Origin of the sequence: Pseudoduganella sp. S-14, assembly GCF_049913285.1 — a bacterium.
In the GTDB taxonomy this organism is placed as follows: domain Bacteria; phylum Pseudomonadota; class Gammaproteobacteria; order Burkholderiales; family Burkholderiaceae_D; genus Rugamonas.
This window is the reverse complement of sequence record NZ_CP183991.1, coordinates 3,391,600-3,406,647: the sequence shown is the minus strand read 5'-3', so window position 1 is coordinate 3,406,647 and position 15,048 is coordinate 3,391,600. Positions and strand designations below refer to the sequence as shown.

The 15,048-nt window shown below is 62.1% G+C and carries 13 protein-coding genes; 6 read left to right on the top strand and 7 right to left on the bottom strand.

Annotation, left to right across the window (positions count from 1 at the left end):
* Positions 1-162: 162 nt before the first annotated feature.
* On the top strand, positions 163-1,254 hold the full coding sequence (locus ACN9MZ_RS15625; RefSeq protein WP_426337909.1) for a LacI family DNA-binding transcriptional regulator: 1,092 nt from the start codon (positions 163-165) through the stop codon (positions 1,252-1,254).
* Between the two features lie 146 nt (positions 1,255-1,400).
* Here the strand turns inward: ACN9MZ_RS15625 and cphA (ACN9MZ_RS15620) are convergent, their stop codons facing one another.
* On the bottom strand, positions 1,401-3,971 hold the full coding sequence (gene cphA, locus ACN9MZ_RS15620; RefSeq protein WP_426337908.1) for a cyanophycin synthetase: 2,571 nt from the start codon (positions 3,969-3,971) through the stop codon (positions 1,401-1,403).
* 12 nt (positions 3,972-3,983) lie between these two features.
* Positions 3,984-6,161, bottom strand: coding sequence for a cyanophycin synthetase (gene cphA, locus ACN9MZ_RS15615; protein ID WP_426337907.1), 2,178 nt, complete (start codon positions 6,159-6,161; stop codon positions 3,984-3,986).
* A gap of 105 nt (positions 6,162-6,266) precedes the next feature.
* On the opposite strand from cphA (ACN9MZ_RS15615), the gene ACN9MZ_RS15610 reads away from it, so the two are divergent.
* The 5 genes from ACN9MZ_RS15610 to ACN9MZ_RS15590 all read left to right on the top strand — a co-directional run bounded on the left by ACN9MZ_RS15610 (position 6,267) and on the right by ACN9MZ_RS15590 (position 10,353).
* Complete coding sequence (locus ACN9MZ_RS15610; RefSeq protein ID WP_426337906.1) at positions 6,267-8,546, top strand: ABC transporter ATP-binding protein; 2,280 nt, start codon at positions 6,267-6,269, stop codon at positions 8,544-8,546.
* Entirely contained in the window at positions 8,539-9,003 is a 465-nt protein-coding gene (locus ACN9MZ_RS15605) for a DUF1854 domain-containing protein (RefSeq protein WP_426337905.1), read from the top strand. Before ACN9MZ_RS15610 ends, ACN9MZ_RS15605 begins: the two co-directional genes overlap by 8 nt.
* Before the next feature lie 143 nt (positions 9,004-9,146).
* On the top strand, positions 9,147-9,533 hold the full coding sequence (locus tag ACN9MZ_RS15600; protein WP_426337904.1) for a bacteriohemerythrin: 387 nt from the start codon (positions 9,147-9,149) through the stop codon (positions 9,531-9,533).
* Between the two features lie 45 nt (positions 9,534-9,578).
* Positions 9,579-10,028 (top strand): MerR family transcriptional regulator, encoded by a 450-nt coding sequence (locus ACN9MZ_RS15595; protein WP_426337903.1) that lies wholly within the window; start codon positions 9,579-9,581, stop codon positions 10,026-10,028.
* Positions 9,982-10,353, top strand: a complete 372-nt coding sequence (locus ACN9MZ_RS15590; RefSeq protein WP_426337902.1) for a carboxymuconolactone decarboxylase family protein — start codon at positions 9,982-9,984, stop codon at positions 10,351-10,353. Before ACN9MZ_RS15595 ends, ACN9MZ_RS15590 begins: the two co-directional genes overlap by 47 nt.
* Before the next feature lie 60 nt (positions 10,354-10,413).
* Here the strand turns inward: ACN9MZ_RS15590 and fnr are convergent, their stop codons facing one another.
* The 5 genes from fnr to ACN9MZ_RS15565 all read right to left on the bottom strand — a co-directional run bounded on the left by fnr (position 10,414) and on the right by ACN9MZ_RS15565 (position 14,914).
* The gene (fnr, locus tag ACN9MZ_RS15585; protein ID WP_426337901.1) at positions 10,414-11,184 is read right to left on the bottom strand and encodes a fumarate/nitrate reduction transcriptional regulator Fnr; all 771 of its coding nucleotides are present in this window, start codon (positions 11,182-11,184) and stop codon (positions 10,414-10,416) included.
* A gap of 101 nt (positions 11,185-11,285) precedes the next feature.
* A complete protein-coding gene (locus ACN9MZ_RS15580) occupies positions 11,286-11,921 on the bottom strand; it encodes a response regulator (protein WP_426337900.1) in 636 nt (211 codons plus the stop codon).
* Positions 11,914-13,017 carry a response regulator gene (locus ACN9MZ_RS15575; protein ID WP_426337899.1) on the bottom strand — a complete coding sequence of 368 codons (1,104 nt, stop codon included), beginning with the start codon at positions 13,015-13,017 and terminating at the stop codon, positions 11,914-11,916. Before ACN9MZ_RS15575 ends, ACN9MZ_RS15580 begins: the two co-directional genes overlap by 8 nt.
* Positions 13,014-13,427 carry a response regulator gene (locus ACN9MZ_RS15570; RefSeq protein ID WP_426337898.1) on the bottom strand — a complete coding sequence of 138 codons (414 nt, stop codon included), beginning with the start codon at positions 13,425-13,427 and terminating at the stop codon, positions 13,014-13,016. Before ACN9MZ_RS15570 ends, ACN9MZ_RS15575 begins: the two co-directional genes overlap by 4 nt.
* Positions 13,424-14,914 carry a sensor histidine kinase gene (locus tag ACN9MZ_RS15565; protein ID WP_426337897.1) on the bottom strand — a complete coding sequence of 497 codons (1,491 nt, stop codon included), beginning with the start codon at positions 14,912-14,914 and terminating at the stop codon, positions 13,424-13,426. The genes ACN9MZ_RS15570 and ACN9MZ_RS15565 overlap by 4 nt, the downstream gene beginning before the upstream one ends.
* Positions 14,915-15,048: the final 134 nt, after the last annotated feature.

Genomic DNA, 15,048 nt, shown 5'->3' with positions numbered 1-15,048 from the left:
CATCCGAAAACCAAAAGGGGCGGTATTTTACCAGAGCGCGGCGCGGCTTGTGCGCCACACCAATGCCAGCCTGGCGCGTATAAGCGAAGGAAACTATTGCCATGTGGTAAGATTGGAGTTTATTTTCAAAATCGCAAGCAACCTTGCCGCAAACCCGCTTTCATGCGCCAAACCCAGCCACAACCTGCGATCAGCCTTGCCGAACAAAAGGCCATCATCCTCCGGGAAGGGCGCCGCGTCACGTCCTATGATGTCGCGCTCGTGGCCGGCGTATCGCAATCGGCGGTTTCGCGCTGCTTCAAGCCTGGCGCCAGCGTGTCGAAAGCGACCTATGCGCGGGTGATGAAGGCTGCCGAAGGGCTGGAATACATCCCGAACGCGGCGGCGCGCAGCCTGATTACACGCCGCACCAATATCGTTGCGATCGTGGTATCGCACACCAGCATGCTGTACAACCCGGCAGCCTTGTCGGAACTTAGCCAGCAGCTAAACCGCCGCGGCAAGCGCGCCCTGCTCTTCACCATGCAGCACGAGGGCGAGATCGAGAGCATCCTGACCGAGATCTGGCAATTCCAGGTCGATGGCGTGGTGGCCGCGTCCCGCCTGACCGAGGCGCATGTCGCGGAATTCAAGCGCAGGAAGGTGCCGTTGGTGGTATTTAACCGCCATTTGCGCGACCTCGATGTCAATACGGTGCTGTGCGACCAGTATGAGGCCAGCCGTGCGCTGGTGACCCGCCTGGCCGCGGCCGGGCACCGTCAGTTTGCCCTGATTGGCGGGCCGGCCCAGAACTCGGTGGCGCGCGAACGTTTGCGCGGCGCGCTGGACCGGATCGCGGAATTGGGGCTGCCTGACGCGCCGGTGTTCCATGGCTGCTTTGACTATTCCAGCGGCGTGGCGGGCCTGCACGAGCTGATTGCGCGCATCGGCGCGGTGCCCGATACCGTGATCTGCGGGAATGATGCGATGGCCATGGGCTGCGTCGACGCGGCGCGCCAGCATTTGCATATCGACGTGCCGTCGCAGATGTCGGTGGTTGGGTGTGATGCGGTTGAAGGGTCAACCTGGTTGAGCTATGAGCTCACGACACTTAAGCAGCCATTGCACAAGATGGCGGTGGCGACTGCGGATCTGATCTGCAACCTGATCGAGGCGGATGGGGAGCATGCAGCGGAGAAGCGGGTGTTCGCCGCGCAGTTTGTGGAAGGCGAGACGGCGCGGCTGGTGCTGCCGAAGGCTGTTCTGGCGGCTTGAAACCGGCAAACCTCGGTCTGACCGAAGGCCGCGGGTTCGGGTTGTGCGCCTTTGACTTTCGTCGAAGATCAACCACCCAGAACCAGCACCGCCAGCAGTCGATCTGACAGGGTCTGACCCTTGGGTCGGACCCTGGTTTACCGGTTTTAGCCGGCAGCAATCCGGTTGGCAATATGCCGCAGCGATTCCTCCACCTGATCCACCAGGATCAGGCAAAGATCACCATCCTGCAGCCGGTCCATCGCCGTATCGATCGCAATGAACTCGCCGGTAATCTGGTCGATTTGCCTGGTACGGCTTGCGCCCACCAGCCCCTGGCGCAGCAAGCCCACCACCTCACCGTCAGCGCGCCCGCGCTGGCAAGCGTCCTGGTACAGGATCACATCGTCGAACGCCTGGCCGAGAATCTCGGTCTGCTCGCGAATATCCTGGTCGCGGCGGTCGCCCGCACCGGAAATCACCACAGAACGGCGCTTGGCCGGCATCGCATCGACAGCCTGCACCAGTGCCAGCATCGCATCCGGATTGTGGCCATAGTCCGCGATCACAGTCGCACCGCGGTACTTGAAGATATTGAAGCGGCCCGGAGCATTATGGCTATCGGTGGTAAAGGTCAGTAAGCCGCGGCGGATCGAATCCCAGTCAATGCCGGCGGCCCAGGCCGCAGCCACCGCCGCCATGGTGTTCTCCACCTGGAAGCCGATGGTGCCATTGAAGGTGATCGGCACATCGGCCAGCGGAATGCGCTGCTCGTTCTTGCCTTCCACCGCAACCAGCTGGCCATTTTCGATGTAGACGGTGCGTTTGCCCTGCGCCAGGTGCGTCGCCACAACCGGGTGGTAACGATCGGCGCCGAAGAAGATCACCTTGCCCTTGCACTTGGCCGCCATCGCAGCCACGATCGGATCGGTCGCGTTCAGCACGGCGTAGCCATGCTCGTCGACATTCATCACGATCACGCGCTTCAGCACCGCCAGGTCTTCCACGGTGGTGATGTAGTTCAGGCCCAGGTGGTCGCCGGCGCCGATATTGGTCACCACGGCTACCTTGCAGCGGTCATAAGCCAGGCCTTCGCGCAGGATGCCGCCACGGGCGGTTTCGAACACGGCCGCATCCACGTCAGGATGCTGCAGCACATTGCGCGCCGAACGCGGGCCCGAGCAGTCGCCGGAATCGATCTGGCGGCCATTGACGTACACGCCATCTGTATTGGTCATGCCCACGCGCAGGCCGGACGACGCGATCAGGTGCGCGGTCAGGCGCACGGTGGTGGTCTTGCCGTTGGTACCGGTCACGGCAATCACCGGAATGCGGCCATCGTCGCCCTCAGGGAACATGGTGTTGATGATCGCCTCGCCAATCGGACGGCCCTTGCCATAGGACGGCGACAAGTGCATGCGCAGGCCAGGCGCGGCATTGACTTCCACCACGCCGCCATTCTGTTCTTCGATAGGACGCAGCACGGAATCACACACCACGTCCACGCCGCAGATATCAAGGCCGATCATCTGCGCCGCTTCCACCGCACGCGCTGCCACTTCAGGGTGCACGTCGTCGGTGACGTCGGTGGCGGAGCCGCCGGTAGACAGGTTCGCGTTATTGCGCAGAACGACGCGCTGGCCGATCGGCGGCACGGAATCGGCAGCCAGTCCTTGCAACGCCAGGCGCGCCAGGGCAATGTCGTCGAAACGGATCTTGGTCAGCGCGGTACCGTGGCCGGTGCCGCGGCGCGGGTCGGCATTGACGATGTCCACCAGCTCACGCACCGAGTGCACGCCGTCGCCCACCACATGAGGAGGATCGCGGCGCGCGGCAGCAACGAGCTTGTTGCCGATCACCAGCAGGCGGAAATCGTGGCCGGCCAGGAAGCGTTCGACCATGATGTCGTCGCGGAATTCCTTGGCCGCGTTGTACGCTGCGATGGTCTGTTCGCGGGTGGTAATGTTGACCGTTACACCCTTGCCCTGGTTGCCGTCTTTCGGCTTGACCACGACAGGCAGGCCGATTTCCAGCGCGGCTTTCCATGCGTCCTCGGCGTCGACCGCGGTACGTCCAACAGGCACCGGCACGCCGGCGGCGTCCAGCAGCTTCTTGGTCAGTTCCTTGTCCTGCGCGATGGTTTCGGCGATCGCGCTGGTGCTGTCCATTTCAGCGGCCTGGATGCGGCGCTGTCTGGAGCCCCAGCCGAAGCTCACCATCGAACCTTCGGTCATGCGGCGGAACGGGATCTTGCGCGCCACGGCGGCGTGCACGATAGAACCAGTCGATGGCCCCAGGCGCACATCTTCATCCAGTTCGCGCAACTCATGCAAGGCAGCTGCCAAATCGAATGGAGCGTCGTCCATGGCGGCCTTGCACAGCTTCTCAGCCCATTCCATCGCCAGGCGGCCTACCGCTTCCTCGGTGTATTCCACGACGGTCTGGTAGATGCCGTCTTCCAGGGTCTGGGTGGTGCGGCTGAAGGTGACGGGACAGCCAGCTTCGGCTTGCAGGCCCAAGGCCGCCAGTTCCAGCACGTGTGCCATCGGGATGGTGTCGGCATGTCCGTCCGGCTGCAGCTGGGCCAGGCGCGGAAAGCGGGTGCGAAGGCGCACTTCGAAACCAGGGATCTTGTCGACGGAGCGTTCTTCCGGCGTGCAGGACACGATGGCTTCAACAGCCGTATGGTGGCTCCACAGATTAGGGCCGCGCAGTGCGCGGAGGCGAATAACTTCCATTCCTGGTAATCCTTAGTTTTTCTTGGTATTCCACTCGAAGGTGCGCAGCGCGGCACCAATCAGGTCCGGCGACAGGCCCATGGCCCAACCGGCGCCGATTGCAGCCAGCACTGCTTCCTTGCGGTCCTCGCCACTGGCCGGCAGGCAGGACGGGGGCAATACAGCCAGCTCGTCGCGGCCGGCAGCCATGACGAAGCCGCCATCGCGCAGGAACACGGCACGGCCGCCATCCTGGCGGTGCGAGTCGATCGCAGGCACGTGTTCGTCGGTGCCGTAGAAGATCACGTCGCCGTCGCACAGTTCAGCCATTTCGACCACTTGCGCATCGGAGGCATTCAGCACGGCAGCACCTTCCGGCAGCACGACGTCGACTTGGGTACGCAGCACGCCATACATCTGTTCAGCAGTGTTGATGTAGAACTCGCCCAGCTCCTCGTGGCCGGCGGCGTCGGTCACCACGCCCACCATGCACTTGTCGTAAGAGAAGCCTTCGCTCAGGATCATGCGGCCGGAATTGGCGAATACCGCCGCTTCCACATTCTTGTTCAGGAGCAGGCGCTCGCCAGATTCCCATTCGGTCAGCGGACCGCGCGCCACATTGCGGCCATTCAGGAACACGCCTTGCTCGGTTGCGGTGCCGACGTAGCGGCCGCTCATTTGCAGCAGCCAGCCGATCAGGCGTGCGATCAGCGCGTTCTGGCGGCTGCCGGCCACGCCCACGATCGGGATGCGGCCATCGTCGTCTTCCGCGAACAGCTGGTCGGCAATCGCGTGGCCAACCGGGCGCGCCATGCCGCCGGCGGCAGGCTTCAGGTGCGCCAGCAAGCCGGGGCTCGCGTTCACTTCGATAATCGCGCCGCCCTGCTCTTCCAGCGGTTTGGAAATGTCGGCGGCAACCAGGTCGATGCCGGCAATGTCGAGGCCAATCGTGCGGGCCGCCAGCGCTGCCATTTCGGCAACTGCCGGGTGCACCAGGTCAGTCACATCGTTGGCCACGTTGCCGTTTACCTGGATCAGGACCTTGCGGCCGGCTTCCACCACCGAGTCCGGAGTCAGGCCCTGGCGCTTCAGGTCCAGCTGCACTTCTTCCGACTTCTTCGGTTCAACGATATTCAGCGGGAATTCTTCGGTGGTGCCGCGACGCGGGTCGGTGTTGATCTGGCTGTCCACCAGCTCCTGCACCGAGGATTTGCCGTCGCCGGTCACCCACAGCGATTCGCCCATGGAGGCTGCCACCATGCGGCGGCCGACCACCAAGAGCCGGTGTTCGTTACCGACGATGAATTTCTCGACGATCACGCTCTTGCTGCCACCGCGCACAACGGCGATATCGTAAGCAGCGCGCACGTCGGCTTCGGTCATCAGGTTCAGCGACACGCCGCGGCCGTGGTTGCCGTCGTACGGCTTGACGGCCACCGGCAAGCCGATGTCCTGCGCTTCTTCCCAGGCCTCGTCGGCGCTCTTGACCAGGGTGCCTTCCGGTACCGGTACGCCGACGGACTTCAGCAAGTCCTTGGTCATGTCCTTGTCGGAGGCGATGCCTTCGGCGATGGCCGAGGTGTTATCGGTTTCCGCAGTCCAGATGCGGCGCTGGCGCGCCCCGTGGCCCAGTTGCACCAGGTTGCCATCGGTCAGGCGGATATGCGGGATCTTGCGGTCGGTCGCCGCATCCACGATGGAAGCGGTCGATGGGCCGAGGCACAGCGATTCAACCATCGAGGTCAGTTTTTGTACCGTGGCCGCCAGGTCGTAAGGCTTGTCTTCGATGGCAGCCATCAGCAGGTCCTTGCCGGCGGCCAGTGCGGCGCGGCCAACCTGTTCCTGGCGGGTGCGGAATGCCATTTTATAAATACCACTGCCTTCGGCGGTCTGGCGGGTCTTGCCAAAGCCGGTACGCATGCCGGCCAGGTTTTGCAGTTCCAGCACCACGTGTTCCAGGATATGGCCGGCGTAAGTGCCGTCGCGCAGGCGCTCGCAGAAGCCGCCACGTTCGCCGACGCCGCAGCGATGCTCGATCAGGCCAGGCAAGAAGGCCGTCAAGCGTTCATAAAAACCGGGGAGTTTATTCGAGGGGTAGTCTTCAAGCTCGCCAATATCCAGCCACGCTTCGATTACCGGGCGATAGGTCCAGATATTCGGTCCGCGCAGATGTGTTACACGGAGAAACTCAATGTCTTTCTTTTTTGTCATGTTTTAGCTCTTGTACCTCTTGCGGTATACTCCGCCCGTCCTTCTATTTTCCCACTGTTTCGCAATTCTTGCCACTTGGCAAAGAGTGCCGGAGTCTGATCCACAATGATAACAAACCAACTTTCCTCTGAGCTCAGCCTGACAGAACTTCCCGACAGGTGGCGCACAGAGTTGCCAGCGCTTGCACCGGAAGAAAACGTACTTGGCGCGCTGGAGGTTGACCTGGACTCCAAGCTTCACTTCAACAAAGGCCTGGTACTCCTTACCGAGCGCCGCATTATGGCACGCGCACCCGGTGAAACGGTATGGCGAGATTGGACTTATCGTCCTGGCATGTCGCTAAAACTGCACGATCACGCCGGGGTCGGCCACCTGGAACTGGTGGACGACAAGCAGCGCCTGGCCGCATGGCGCTTCACACTGGGCCAGAACCTGCTCGCCATCCGCTTGTCCGAGAACTTCCCGCGCCTGCTGCAAGCGCACGTGCACGGCAAGCCGCTGCCGCAAGTCGAACAGAACTCCTGCCCTACCTGCAAGGCGCCGCTGGAAGCGGACCAGGAAGAATGCCCGGTTTGCACCAAGGTCGTCCACACGCCGCCTTCCACCTGGACCCTGTTCCGCCTGTGGCGCTTTGCGCGGCCCTACCAGTGGCAACTGGCGCTTGGCTTTGCAATGATGCTGCTGTCGACCGGCGCGCACCTGATCCCGCCCTACATCATCATGCCGCTGACGGACAATGTGCTGATCCCTTACCAGAACGGCAAGCCGGTGGAGCACATGCTGGTGGTGCAGTACATGGCTGCATTGACCGGCGCCGCCGTGCTGGCATGGATATTCGGCTGGGCCAAGACCTATGTGCTGGCGCTGGTGTCGGAACGCATTGGCGCGGACCTGCGCACCACCACGTATGAACACCTGCTGCGCATGTCGCTGGAATATTTCGGCGGCAAGCGCACCGGCGACCTGATGTCGCGCATCGGTTCCGAATCGGACCGCATCTGCGTCTTCCTGTCGCTGCACCTGCTCGATTTCGCCTCCGATGTCCTGATGATCATCATGACCGGCTTGATCCTGTTCACCATCGACCCCTGGCTGGCCGTGGCCACGCTGCTGCCGCTGCCTTTCATCGCATGGATGATCCATCTGGTGCGCGACAGGCTGCGTACCGGCTTTGAAAAGATCGACCGCGTCTGGGGCGAAGTGACCAACGTGCTGGCCGATACGATTCCCGGCATCCGCGTGGTGAAAGCCTTTGCGCAGGAAACCCGCGAAGCAACGCGCTTCCGGACCGCCAACAAGCACAACCTGGCCGTCAACGACAAGTTGAACAAGGTGTGGTCGCTGTTCTCGCCGACCGTGTCGTTCCTGACCGAACTGGGCATCCTGGTGATTTACGTGTTCGGCATCTGGATGATCTCCAAGCACAACATCACCGTCGGCGTCTTGAGCTCCTTCGTCCTGTACGCCAACCGCTTCTATGGCAAGCTCGATTCCATGAGCCGCATCGTGTCGGTGACGCAAAAGTCCGCTTCGGCCGCCAAGCGCATCTTCGATATCCTGGACCACGTGTCGAGCGTGCCCGATCCGGTGCAGCCGGTGAAGGTCGAGAAGGTCCACGGCGACATCACGCTGCGCGAAGTGGGCTTCCGCTACGGTAACCGCGCCGTCAACCGCGGGGTGAACCTGGAAATCAAGGCCGGTGAAATGATTGGCCTCGTGGGCCACTCCGGTTCCGGCAAGTCGACCCTGGTCAACCTGATCTGCCGCTTCTACGACGTGGCGGAAGGCGCGATCCTGCTGGATGGCGTGGATATCCGCAACTACGCAGTGTCGGATTACCGCCGCAATATCGGCCTGGTGTTGCAGGAGCCTTTCCTGTTCTTCGGCACCATTGCGGAAAACATCGCCTACGGCAAGCCGGAGGCGACCCGCGAAGAAATCATGAAGGCCGCCCGCGCAGCACACGCCCACGACTTCATCCTGCGCCTGCCGCAGGGTTACGATTCGATGGTGGGCGAGCGCGGCCAGGGCCTGTCGGGCGGCGAGCGCCAGCGTATTTCGATTGCGCGCGCGCTGCTGATCGATCCGCGCATCCTGATCCTCGACGAAGCGACTGCATCGGTGGACTCGGAAACCGAGAAAGAGATCCAGAAGGCGCTGGACAATCTGGTCGCCGGCCGCACAACGATTGCCATTGCGCACCGCCTGTCAACGCTGCAGCGGGCGAATCGCCTGGTGGTGATGGACCGCGGCAAGGTGGTCGAAGAAGGCCCGCACGACGAACTGATGGCCAGGGAAGGCGCCTACTACCGCCTCTACCAGGCGCAGGCACGTAACGTCGATACCGACATGGATGACAAGGCAAAGAGCCGTGAAGATGATTAATTTTACTTTGAGCCGAGACAGCTTCGGTAAGCTGAACCTGATCGACGCCAACGGCGTGTTGCATGAAGGCGTGTCGCCGGTACGCGCATTCCCCATTCAGGCGCCGGATGAAGGCCTGTCGCTGGTGAACACCGACGGCAAGGAAGTGGCCTGGCTGGATCGTATATCAGACCTGGCGCCGGAACTGGCGGACATTGTGCGCGAAGAACTGGCCGGCCGTGAATTCATGCCGGTCATCCAGCGCATCGTTGATGTGGGCAGCTATGCCTGCCCTTCCACCTGGAGCGTCGAAACCGACCGCGGCGAAACCAGCTTCGTGCTGCGCGGCGAAGAAGATATTCGCCGTATCGGCAGCGTCTCGCTACTGGTGTCGGACAGCCACGGCATCCACTTCCTGATCCGCGACCAGTTCGCGCTGGATAAGCACAGCAAGAAAATCCTCGATCGATTCCTCTGATCGCGTGGCCAGCCATCCCATCCAGTCCAGGGCACCCGGTTCGGCGAAGCGCCCAACCGGGCCGCGGTAGAAAATTGACATGGATCATGTGCCCGATTTTTTCCCATCGGCACAATTGCAGTTCGACACTACTGGAGAACTCCATGGATTCCATCGTCTTCGGGCCCGACCTGGCACTGGGCATTCCCGTTCTCGACCAGTCGCACCGCATCGTCTTCGACATGCTCGACGCCATGGAAGCCCTGCCCCGTCCCGCCTTTGACGCAGCCTGCCGCAACCTGGCAACTGAATTCATCGAGCATCTGCGCGAGGAAAACAGCCTGATGGAGCGCATCGCCTACCCGGCCGCCCAAGCCCACCGCGCTGCCCACGGCTATTTGCTGGAAAAGGTCGCCCGCACCCTGCGCCTGCTGAAGGACGACGAGGAAGCCATGGCACGCGAGATCATCCGCACCCTGCCGGACTGGCTCGAAGCCCACATCAACACCATGGACCTTGCGCTCGCAGTTGCGGCATCCCGGTTAGAGTAATAAAGTGCTTGACTTGGAGCGCACTCTAACTTTTACGATCACCCCATGGATTCGCACCTGAGCATTGACGAAGTCGCCAAACGTACCGGCCTCACCGCCTATACCCTCCGTTATTACGAGCGCATCGGGCTGATTGCCCCGGTCAATCGTGCGGCGGGCGGCCAGCGGCGCTACGCGGCATCGGACCTTGCCTGGATCGAATTCCTGCTGCGTCTGCGAACGACCCATATGCCAATCGGCAAAATGCAGTCATTCGCAAAACTTCGCGGCGCTGGGGACTCGACGGTGCCGGAACGGCGCCGGATGCTGGAAGTGCATATGCAGGACGTTCTCGCCGAAATCGAGGCGATGCAACAAGCTGCTGCATCATTGCAGGCCAAAATCGAGTATTACCGCTCACTGGAGCAGTCCCTGGCGTCGAATCCAACCACCAATGGAGGACATGCCAATGAACACCGAAAGCCGCTACGAGCGCGGGCTCGCAAAACTGCGTGAAGTCGATGGCCAGGCCGGCGATCGCGTCGTGCAAAGCCTGGAAGATATTGCGCCGGATTTCGCCCGCTACCTGATCGAATTCCCCTTTGGCGACATCTATTCGCGTCCAGGGCTTGACCTGAAATCCCGCGAGATCGCCGTGGTGGCCGCGCTGACCGCCATGGGCAACGCTACGCCCCAGCTCAAGGTGCACATCCACGCCGCCCTCAACGTCGGCGTCAGCCGCGAAGAGATCGTGGAGACCATCATGCAAATGGCCGTCTACGCCGGCTTTCCCGCCGCACTCAACGGCCTGATGGCCGCCAAAGAAGTGTTCGCGCAATAAAAAAGGGGCAGCAAGAGCTGCCCCATACACCCCCTACAGGTGAGAAAACTGGTACGCCGGTCAGGCGACGGCGAGTTCCTGCGCCATGCCGCCGGACGACATGGCCTCGAGCCTGGCGCGGTCGGTAATGCGCAGATCACGGTTGCTCAGGACAATCGAGCCATCCTGGCGCAAGCGGGCCAACTGGCGGCTGACGCTCTCCACGGTCAAGCCCAGGTAGCCGCCGATATCTTCGCGCGACATGCGCAACTGGAAGCTGGTCGAAGAGTAGCCGCGCTGGGCGTAACGGCCGGCCAGGTTCAGCAGGAACATGGCCAGGCGCTGTTCGGCGCGCATATGGCTCAGGAACAGCATCACCGACTGCTCGCGCTGGATTTCGCGGCTCATGGTGCGATGGAACTGCTGCAGCAAGCCAGGAATCTGCATCACCAGCTCTTGCAGGCGGTTGAAGGGGATCTCGCAGACTTCGCTGTCCTCCAGCGCCACGGCGTTGCAGGAATGCTGGCCATTGCCGATGGCTTCCATGCCCAGCAGGTCGCCGGCCATGTGGAAACCGCCAATCGTCTGTTCGCCGCGCTGGTTCACCTGCACGGTCTTGAAGTGGCCGAAGCGCACGGCATACAGGCTGTGGAAGCTGTCGCCGGTCTTGTACAGCGGCTCGTCGCGGTTGACGCGGCGGCGGCGTGAAATGATCTGGTCAAGGCGAGCAACATCCTCGTCGGCCAGGCCCTGTGGCAGGCAAAGGCGGTTGAAGCTGCACAGCGAGCATTTGGCTGCGACTGGTGCGCAAGTTTTGGCGTTTGCAGGGGTGATTGGGATGACCGGGCTCATTTTGCTGCTCCTTGTTTTCGATGGAAGCAGTATCGCGCCCGGCGTCATTTCCCGGTATCAAGCATCCTGTGTAGTTGCTGTAGTGGTTCCCCTACAGCCGCTCAGATCAGCCCGTGCTCGAGGGCATAGCGGGTCAGCTCGGCATTCGTGGACATGCCCATTTTCTCCAGGATGCGGCTGCGATAGGTTGTCACAGTGTTAGGACTGAGGTGTAGTTTTTCCCCTATGCGCACCAGGGACTCGCCCTGGGCGATCAGCTTGAAAACTTCCAGTTCGCGGTTGGAAAGCTCTTCGTGGTCGCCGCTCGGGCCGCCGCCGACCAGGGTTGCCAGTTTTTCCAGCAACGCCGGGCTGACGTGCTTGCCGCCCGAGGCAGCCTTGCGCACGGCCTCGATCAGGGTCGCCGTCGGCGCATCCTTGGTCAGGTAGCCGGAGGCGCCCGACTTCAGCGCGCGCACTGCGTAAATTTCCTCGGAATAGGTGCTCAGCACCAGCACCGCCATGCGCGGGCATTCGCTGCGCAGGCTTTTCAGCAGGTCCAGGCCATTCTTGCCCGGCATCTTGATGTCCACCAACGCCACGTCGAAACTGCGTTCGGCGACGCGCTGCATCGCTTCCACGGCGTTGCCGGCCTCGCCCTCCACGCTGATATCGGGCGCCGTGCCCAGCATGAGGCGCACGCCATTGCGCGCAATCGCATGGTCGTCGACCAGCAAAACGGTGATCTTGTCACCCATTCTTGTCCTCCAAAGGCAGGCGCAGGTGCAGGGTAGTGCCCTGCCCGGCCTTGCCGCTGATATTCAGTTCGCCGGCAAAGCGGCGCGTGCGCTCGTGCATGCCGAACAAGCCCCACGATTCGCGGTCGGACAAGCCGGCACTCTCGATACCCTTGCCATTGTCTTCCACCCGCAGCACCACGTTCTCGCCATCGGTATCCACGATTACGCGCGCCTCGCTTGCCTCGGCATGGCGCACCACGTTGGTCAGCGCTTCCTGCGCAACGCGGAACAGCATGGTGCTCCGCTCGGCATCGAGCTCCAGCGCCTGCGCCTTTGGCGTGATATTGCAGCTGCATTGCAAGCCGCTGCGCTGCGCCACCTGTTCCGCATACCATTCCAGCGCGGGCCAGATGCCCAGCTGATCCAACACGCTTGGACGCAGGTCGGTAATCACGCGGCGCACGGTCTCTATCGCATCTTGCGCCAGCTTGGCCGCATCCTTCAACAGCGGATCCGATTGTTCTCCGCCACGTTCGATGGCGACCGAGATATAGGCCTTGATGCCGGTCAGCAGGCCGCCCAGTTCATCATGGATTTCCTGGGCGATGCGGGTGCGTTCGTGTTCCTTCAGTTTTTCCTGGTACGCGGCCAGTTCACGCAGCTCTTTCTGCGACTGCCGCAGCACCTGTTCAGCCAGTTGTTTCTCGTCGATCAGGCGCTGCTCCCGCAGCAGGCGGTCGATGGCGCCCGCCAGGAAGTCGAGGTAGCGGCCGTCGCTGTCCTTCACCAGGTAGTCGCGCGCGCCGCGGCGCATCGCTTCCGCTGCCACGGTGGCGCTGTCGGCGCCGGTCAGCATCATCACCGGGATATTTGGCTGAGGCTCGCCCCGGTCTGCCGCAAGACGGGCCAGGAATTCAAGCCCGGTCAGGTCGGGCAAGTGATAATCGAGCAGGATGCAGTCGGGCTCTTCGCGCAAAGCGATATCCAGGCCTTCCTGGCCGCTTTCCGCTTCCAGCAATTCGCAGTTGAAGCCCGGCGCCTGCGCAAAGGCGCGGCGGCAGGCGATACGGTCAACGATATCGTCCTCGACGATAAGGACCCTTACCCTGTTCATGGCAGCTCGCTGATCGTCCAGTACAGGTTGATCGAGCGGACCACCTCCACGAACTGGCGGTAATCCACCGGCTTGGTCATGTAGCCGGCGACGCCCAGGTCGAAGCTGCGCATCTTGTCCTGCTGTTCTTCCGACGTGGTCAGGACGATGACTGGGATGCGGCGCAGCAGCGGGTCCTGCTTGACGTTCTGCAGGAACTCGATGCCGTTCATGATCGGCATGTTCAGGTCCAGCAGGATGATGCATGGCTGTTCGTTGCCCGGCTCGCGCAGGTATTCCAGCGCGGCCTCGCCGTTTTCCGTCGCCACGATACGGTTGCCGACATGGACCTCCTTCAGCGCGCGCAGGATGGTCATCACGTCGACCTGGTCGTCTTCAACCAGCAGGATTGGCTTGCTCGTATTATTCATGCGTTATTCTTTCTTTTCTTTGGCAGGGTGAAATAGAAGGTCGTGCCTTTGCCCAGCTCGGACTCCAGCCACACCGTGCCCTGGTACATTTCCACAATTTTTTTCACCAGCGCCAGGCCGACGCCCGTGCTTTCAACCCGGTCGCGCGGCGCCAGCGTCTGGAACAGCTGGAAAATCCGTTCAAAGTGCCGCTCCGCGATGCCGGGGCCGTTGTCGCGAACGTGGAAGCGCCACTGGCTGCCTTCGTCGGCCCAGCCCACTTCGATCTCGCCTTCCGGCTTGTCCATGTACTTGACCGCGTTCGACACCAGGTTGTGGAACAACTGCTGGATGCGGGTCGGTTCGCCGGCAACCGTCGGCATGCCGGGCATGACGGTAACCTTGATATGCGCCGGAACTGCCAGCAGATCGACCACCTCGGCCACCAACTGGTCGAGCTGCACCGGCACCACGGCTTCCTTGATGCGGCCAACGCGCGAATACTGCAGGATGCCGTCGATCAGGGCGCCCATGCGGTGCACGCGGTTGATCAGGAGCCGCATGTGCTCCTTGCCTTCTTCATTGAACTTATCGGCGTAATCATGCGCCAGCCAGTCGGCCAGCGAGCCGATGCCGCGCAGCGGCGCCTTCAGGTCGTGCGACACGACGTAGGCAAAGTTGGTCAGTTCTTCGTTGGCGCTGCTCAGCTCCTGCAGCAGTTGCTGCGCCTTTTCTTCGGCGTGCTTGCGCTCGGTGATGTCGCGCACCAGGCCAGTGAACATGCGGCGTCCGCCCAGCCACATTTCCGTGACGGCCAGGTCCATTGGGAAGATACTGCCGTCGCGGCGCAAGCCCTGCACTTCACGGCCCTTGCCGATGATGCGCTTTTCGCCGGTGGTCATGTAATGCTGGAGGTAGCCGTCGTGCGCTTCGCGGTGCGGCGCAGGCATCAGGATCTTGACGTTGCGGCCGAGGACTTCCGATTCCGGATAGCCGAACATGCGCTCTGCGGCCGGGTTGACCCGTTCGATGATGCCGTGTTGGTCGATCGTGATGATCGCATCGACCGCCGTTTCGAAGATCGCGCGCATGCGCGCTTCACTTTCCTGCAAGGCGTGTTCGGCCTTCTTGCGCGCGCTGATGTCGTGGATGGTCGCCATCACCATCGGCTGCGTGCCATTGTCCTGCAGCGGCGACAGGCTCACTTCGACCGGGAACTCGGTGCCGTCCTTGCGGGTGGCGAACAGTTCGAATCCGGCACCCATGGCGCGCGGATGCGGGCGCTCAAAATAGCTGCCGCGCAGGCCCACGTGGCCGTGGCGGAAGCGTTCGGGGATCAGCGATTCCAGCGACTTGCCTTGCAGTTCGCCCGGATCATAGCCAAACAGGTTTTCCAGCGCGGGGTTGACCAAGATTAGTTGGCCTTCCTTGTCGATGATCAGCATCGCGTCCGTCGCCGACGCCAGCAGCCATTGCAGGCTGCGTTCCGCAATCGTTGAATGTGTCAAAGCCTGGTCCTGTCGGTGGTCAAATCCTGTCATCCTATGATTGTAGCGTCCCTTGGGGCAAGGGGCCAAATGCGGGTCCCCAAGAATATGTCGGTCAAACTTGACTTAGGTCAAGTGGCACTGGTGACGCGGCG

Coding starts and splice junctions, on each gene's coding strand:
- ACN9MZ_RS15580 (WP_426337900.1), bottom strand. CDS start 11,921: ATGGGTGACAAGATCACCGTTTTGCTGGTCGACGACCATGCGATTGCG.
- ACN9MZ_RS15600 (WP_426337904.1), top strand. CDS start 9,147: ATGGATTCCATCGTCTTCGGGCCCGACCTGGCACTGGGCATTCCCGTT.
- ACN9MZ_RS15605 (WP_426337905.1), top strand. CDS start 8,539: ATGATTAATTTTACTTTGAGCCGAGACAGCTTCGGTAAGCTGAACCTG.
- ACN9MZ_RS15610 (WP_426337906.1), top strand. CDS start 6,267: ATGATAACAAACCAACTTTCCTCTGAGCTCAGCCTGACAGAACTTCCC.
- cphA (WP_426337908.1), bottom strand. CDS start 3,971: ATGGAAGTTATTCGCCTCCGCGCACTGCGCGGCCCTAATCTGTGGAGC.
- ACN9MZ_RS15570 (WP_426337898.1), bottom strand. CDS start 13,427: ATGAATAATACGAGCAAGCCAATCCTGCTGGTTGAAGACGACCAGGTC.
- ACN9MZ_RS15625 (WP_426337909.1), top strand. CDS start 163: ATGCGCCAAACCCAGCCACAACCTGCGATCAGCCTTGCCGAACAAAAG.
- fnr (WP_426337901.1), bottom strand. CDS start 11,184: ATGAGCCCGGTCATCCCAATCACCCCTGCAAACGCCAAAACTTGCGCA.
- ACN9MZ_RS15590 (WP_426337902.1), top strand. CDS start 9,982: ATGAACACCGAAAGCCGCTACGAGCGCGGGCTCGCAAAACTGCGTGAA.
- cphA (WP_426337907.1), bottom strand. CDS start 6,161: ATGACAAAAAAGAAAGACATTGAGTTTCTCCGTGTAACACATCTGCGC.
- ACN9MZ_RS15595 (WP_426337903.1), top strand. CDS start 9,579: ATGGATTCGCACCTGAGCATTGACGAAGTCGCCAAACGTACCGGCCTC.
- ACN9MZ_RS15575 (WP_426337899.1), bottom strand. CDS start 13,017: ATGAACAGGGTAAGGGTCCTTATCGTCGAGGACGATATCGTTGACCGT.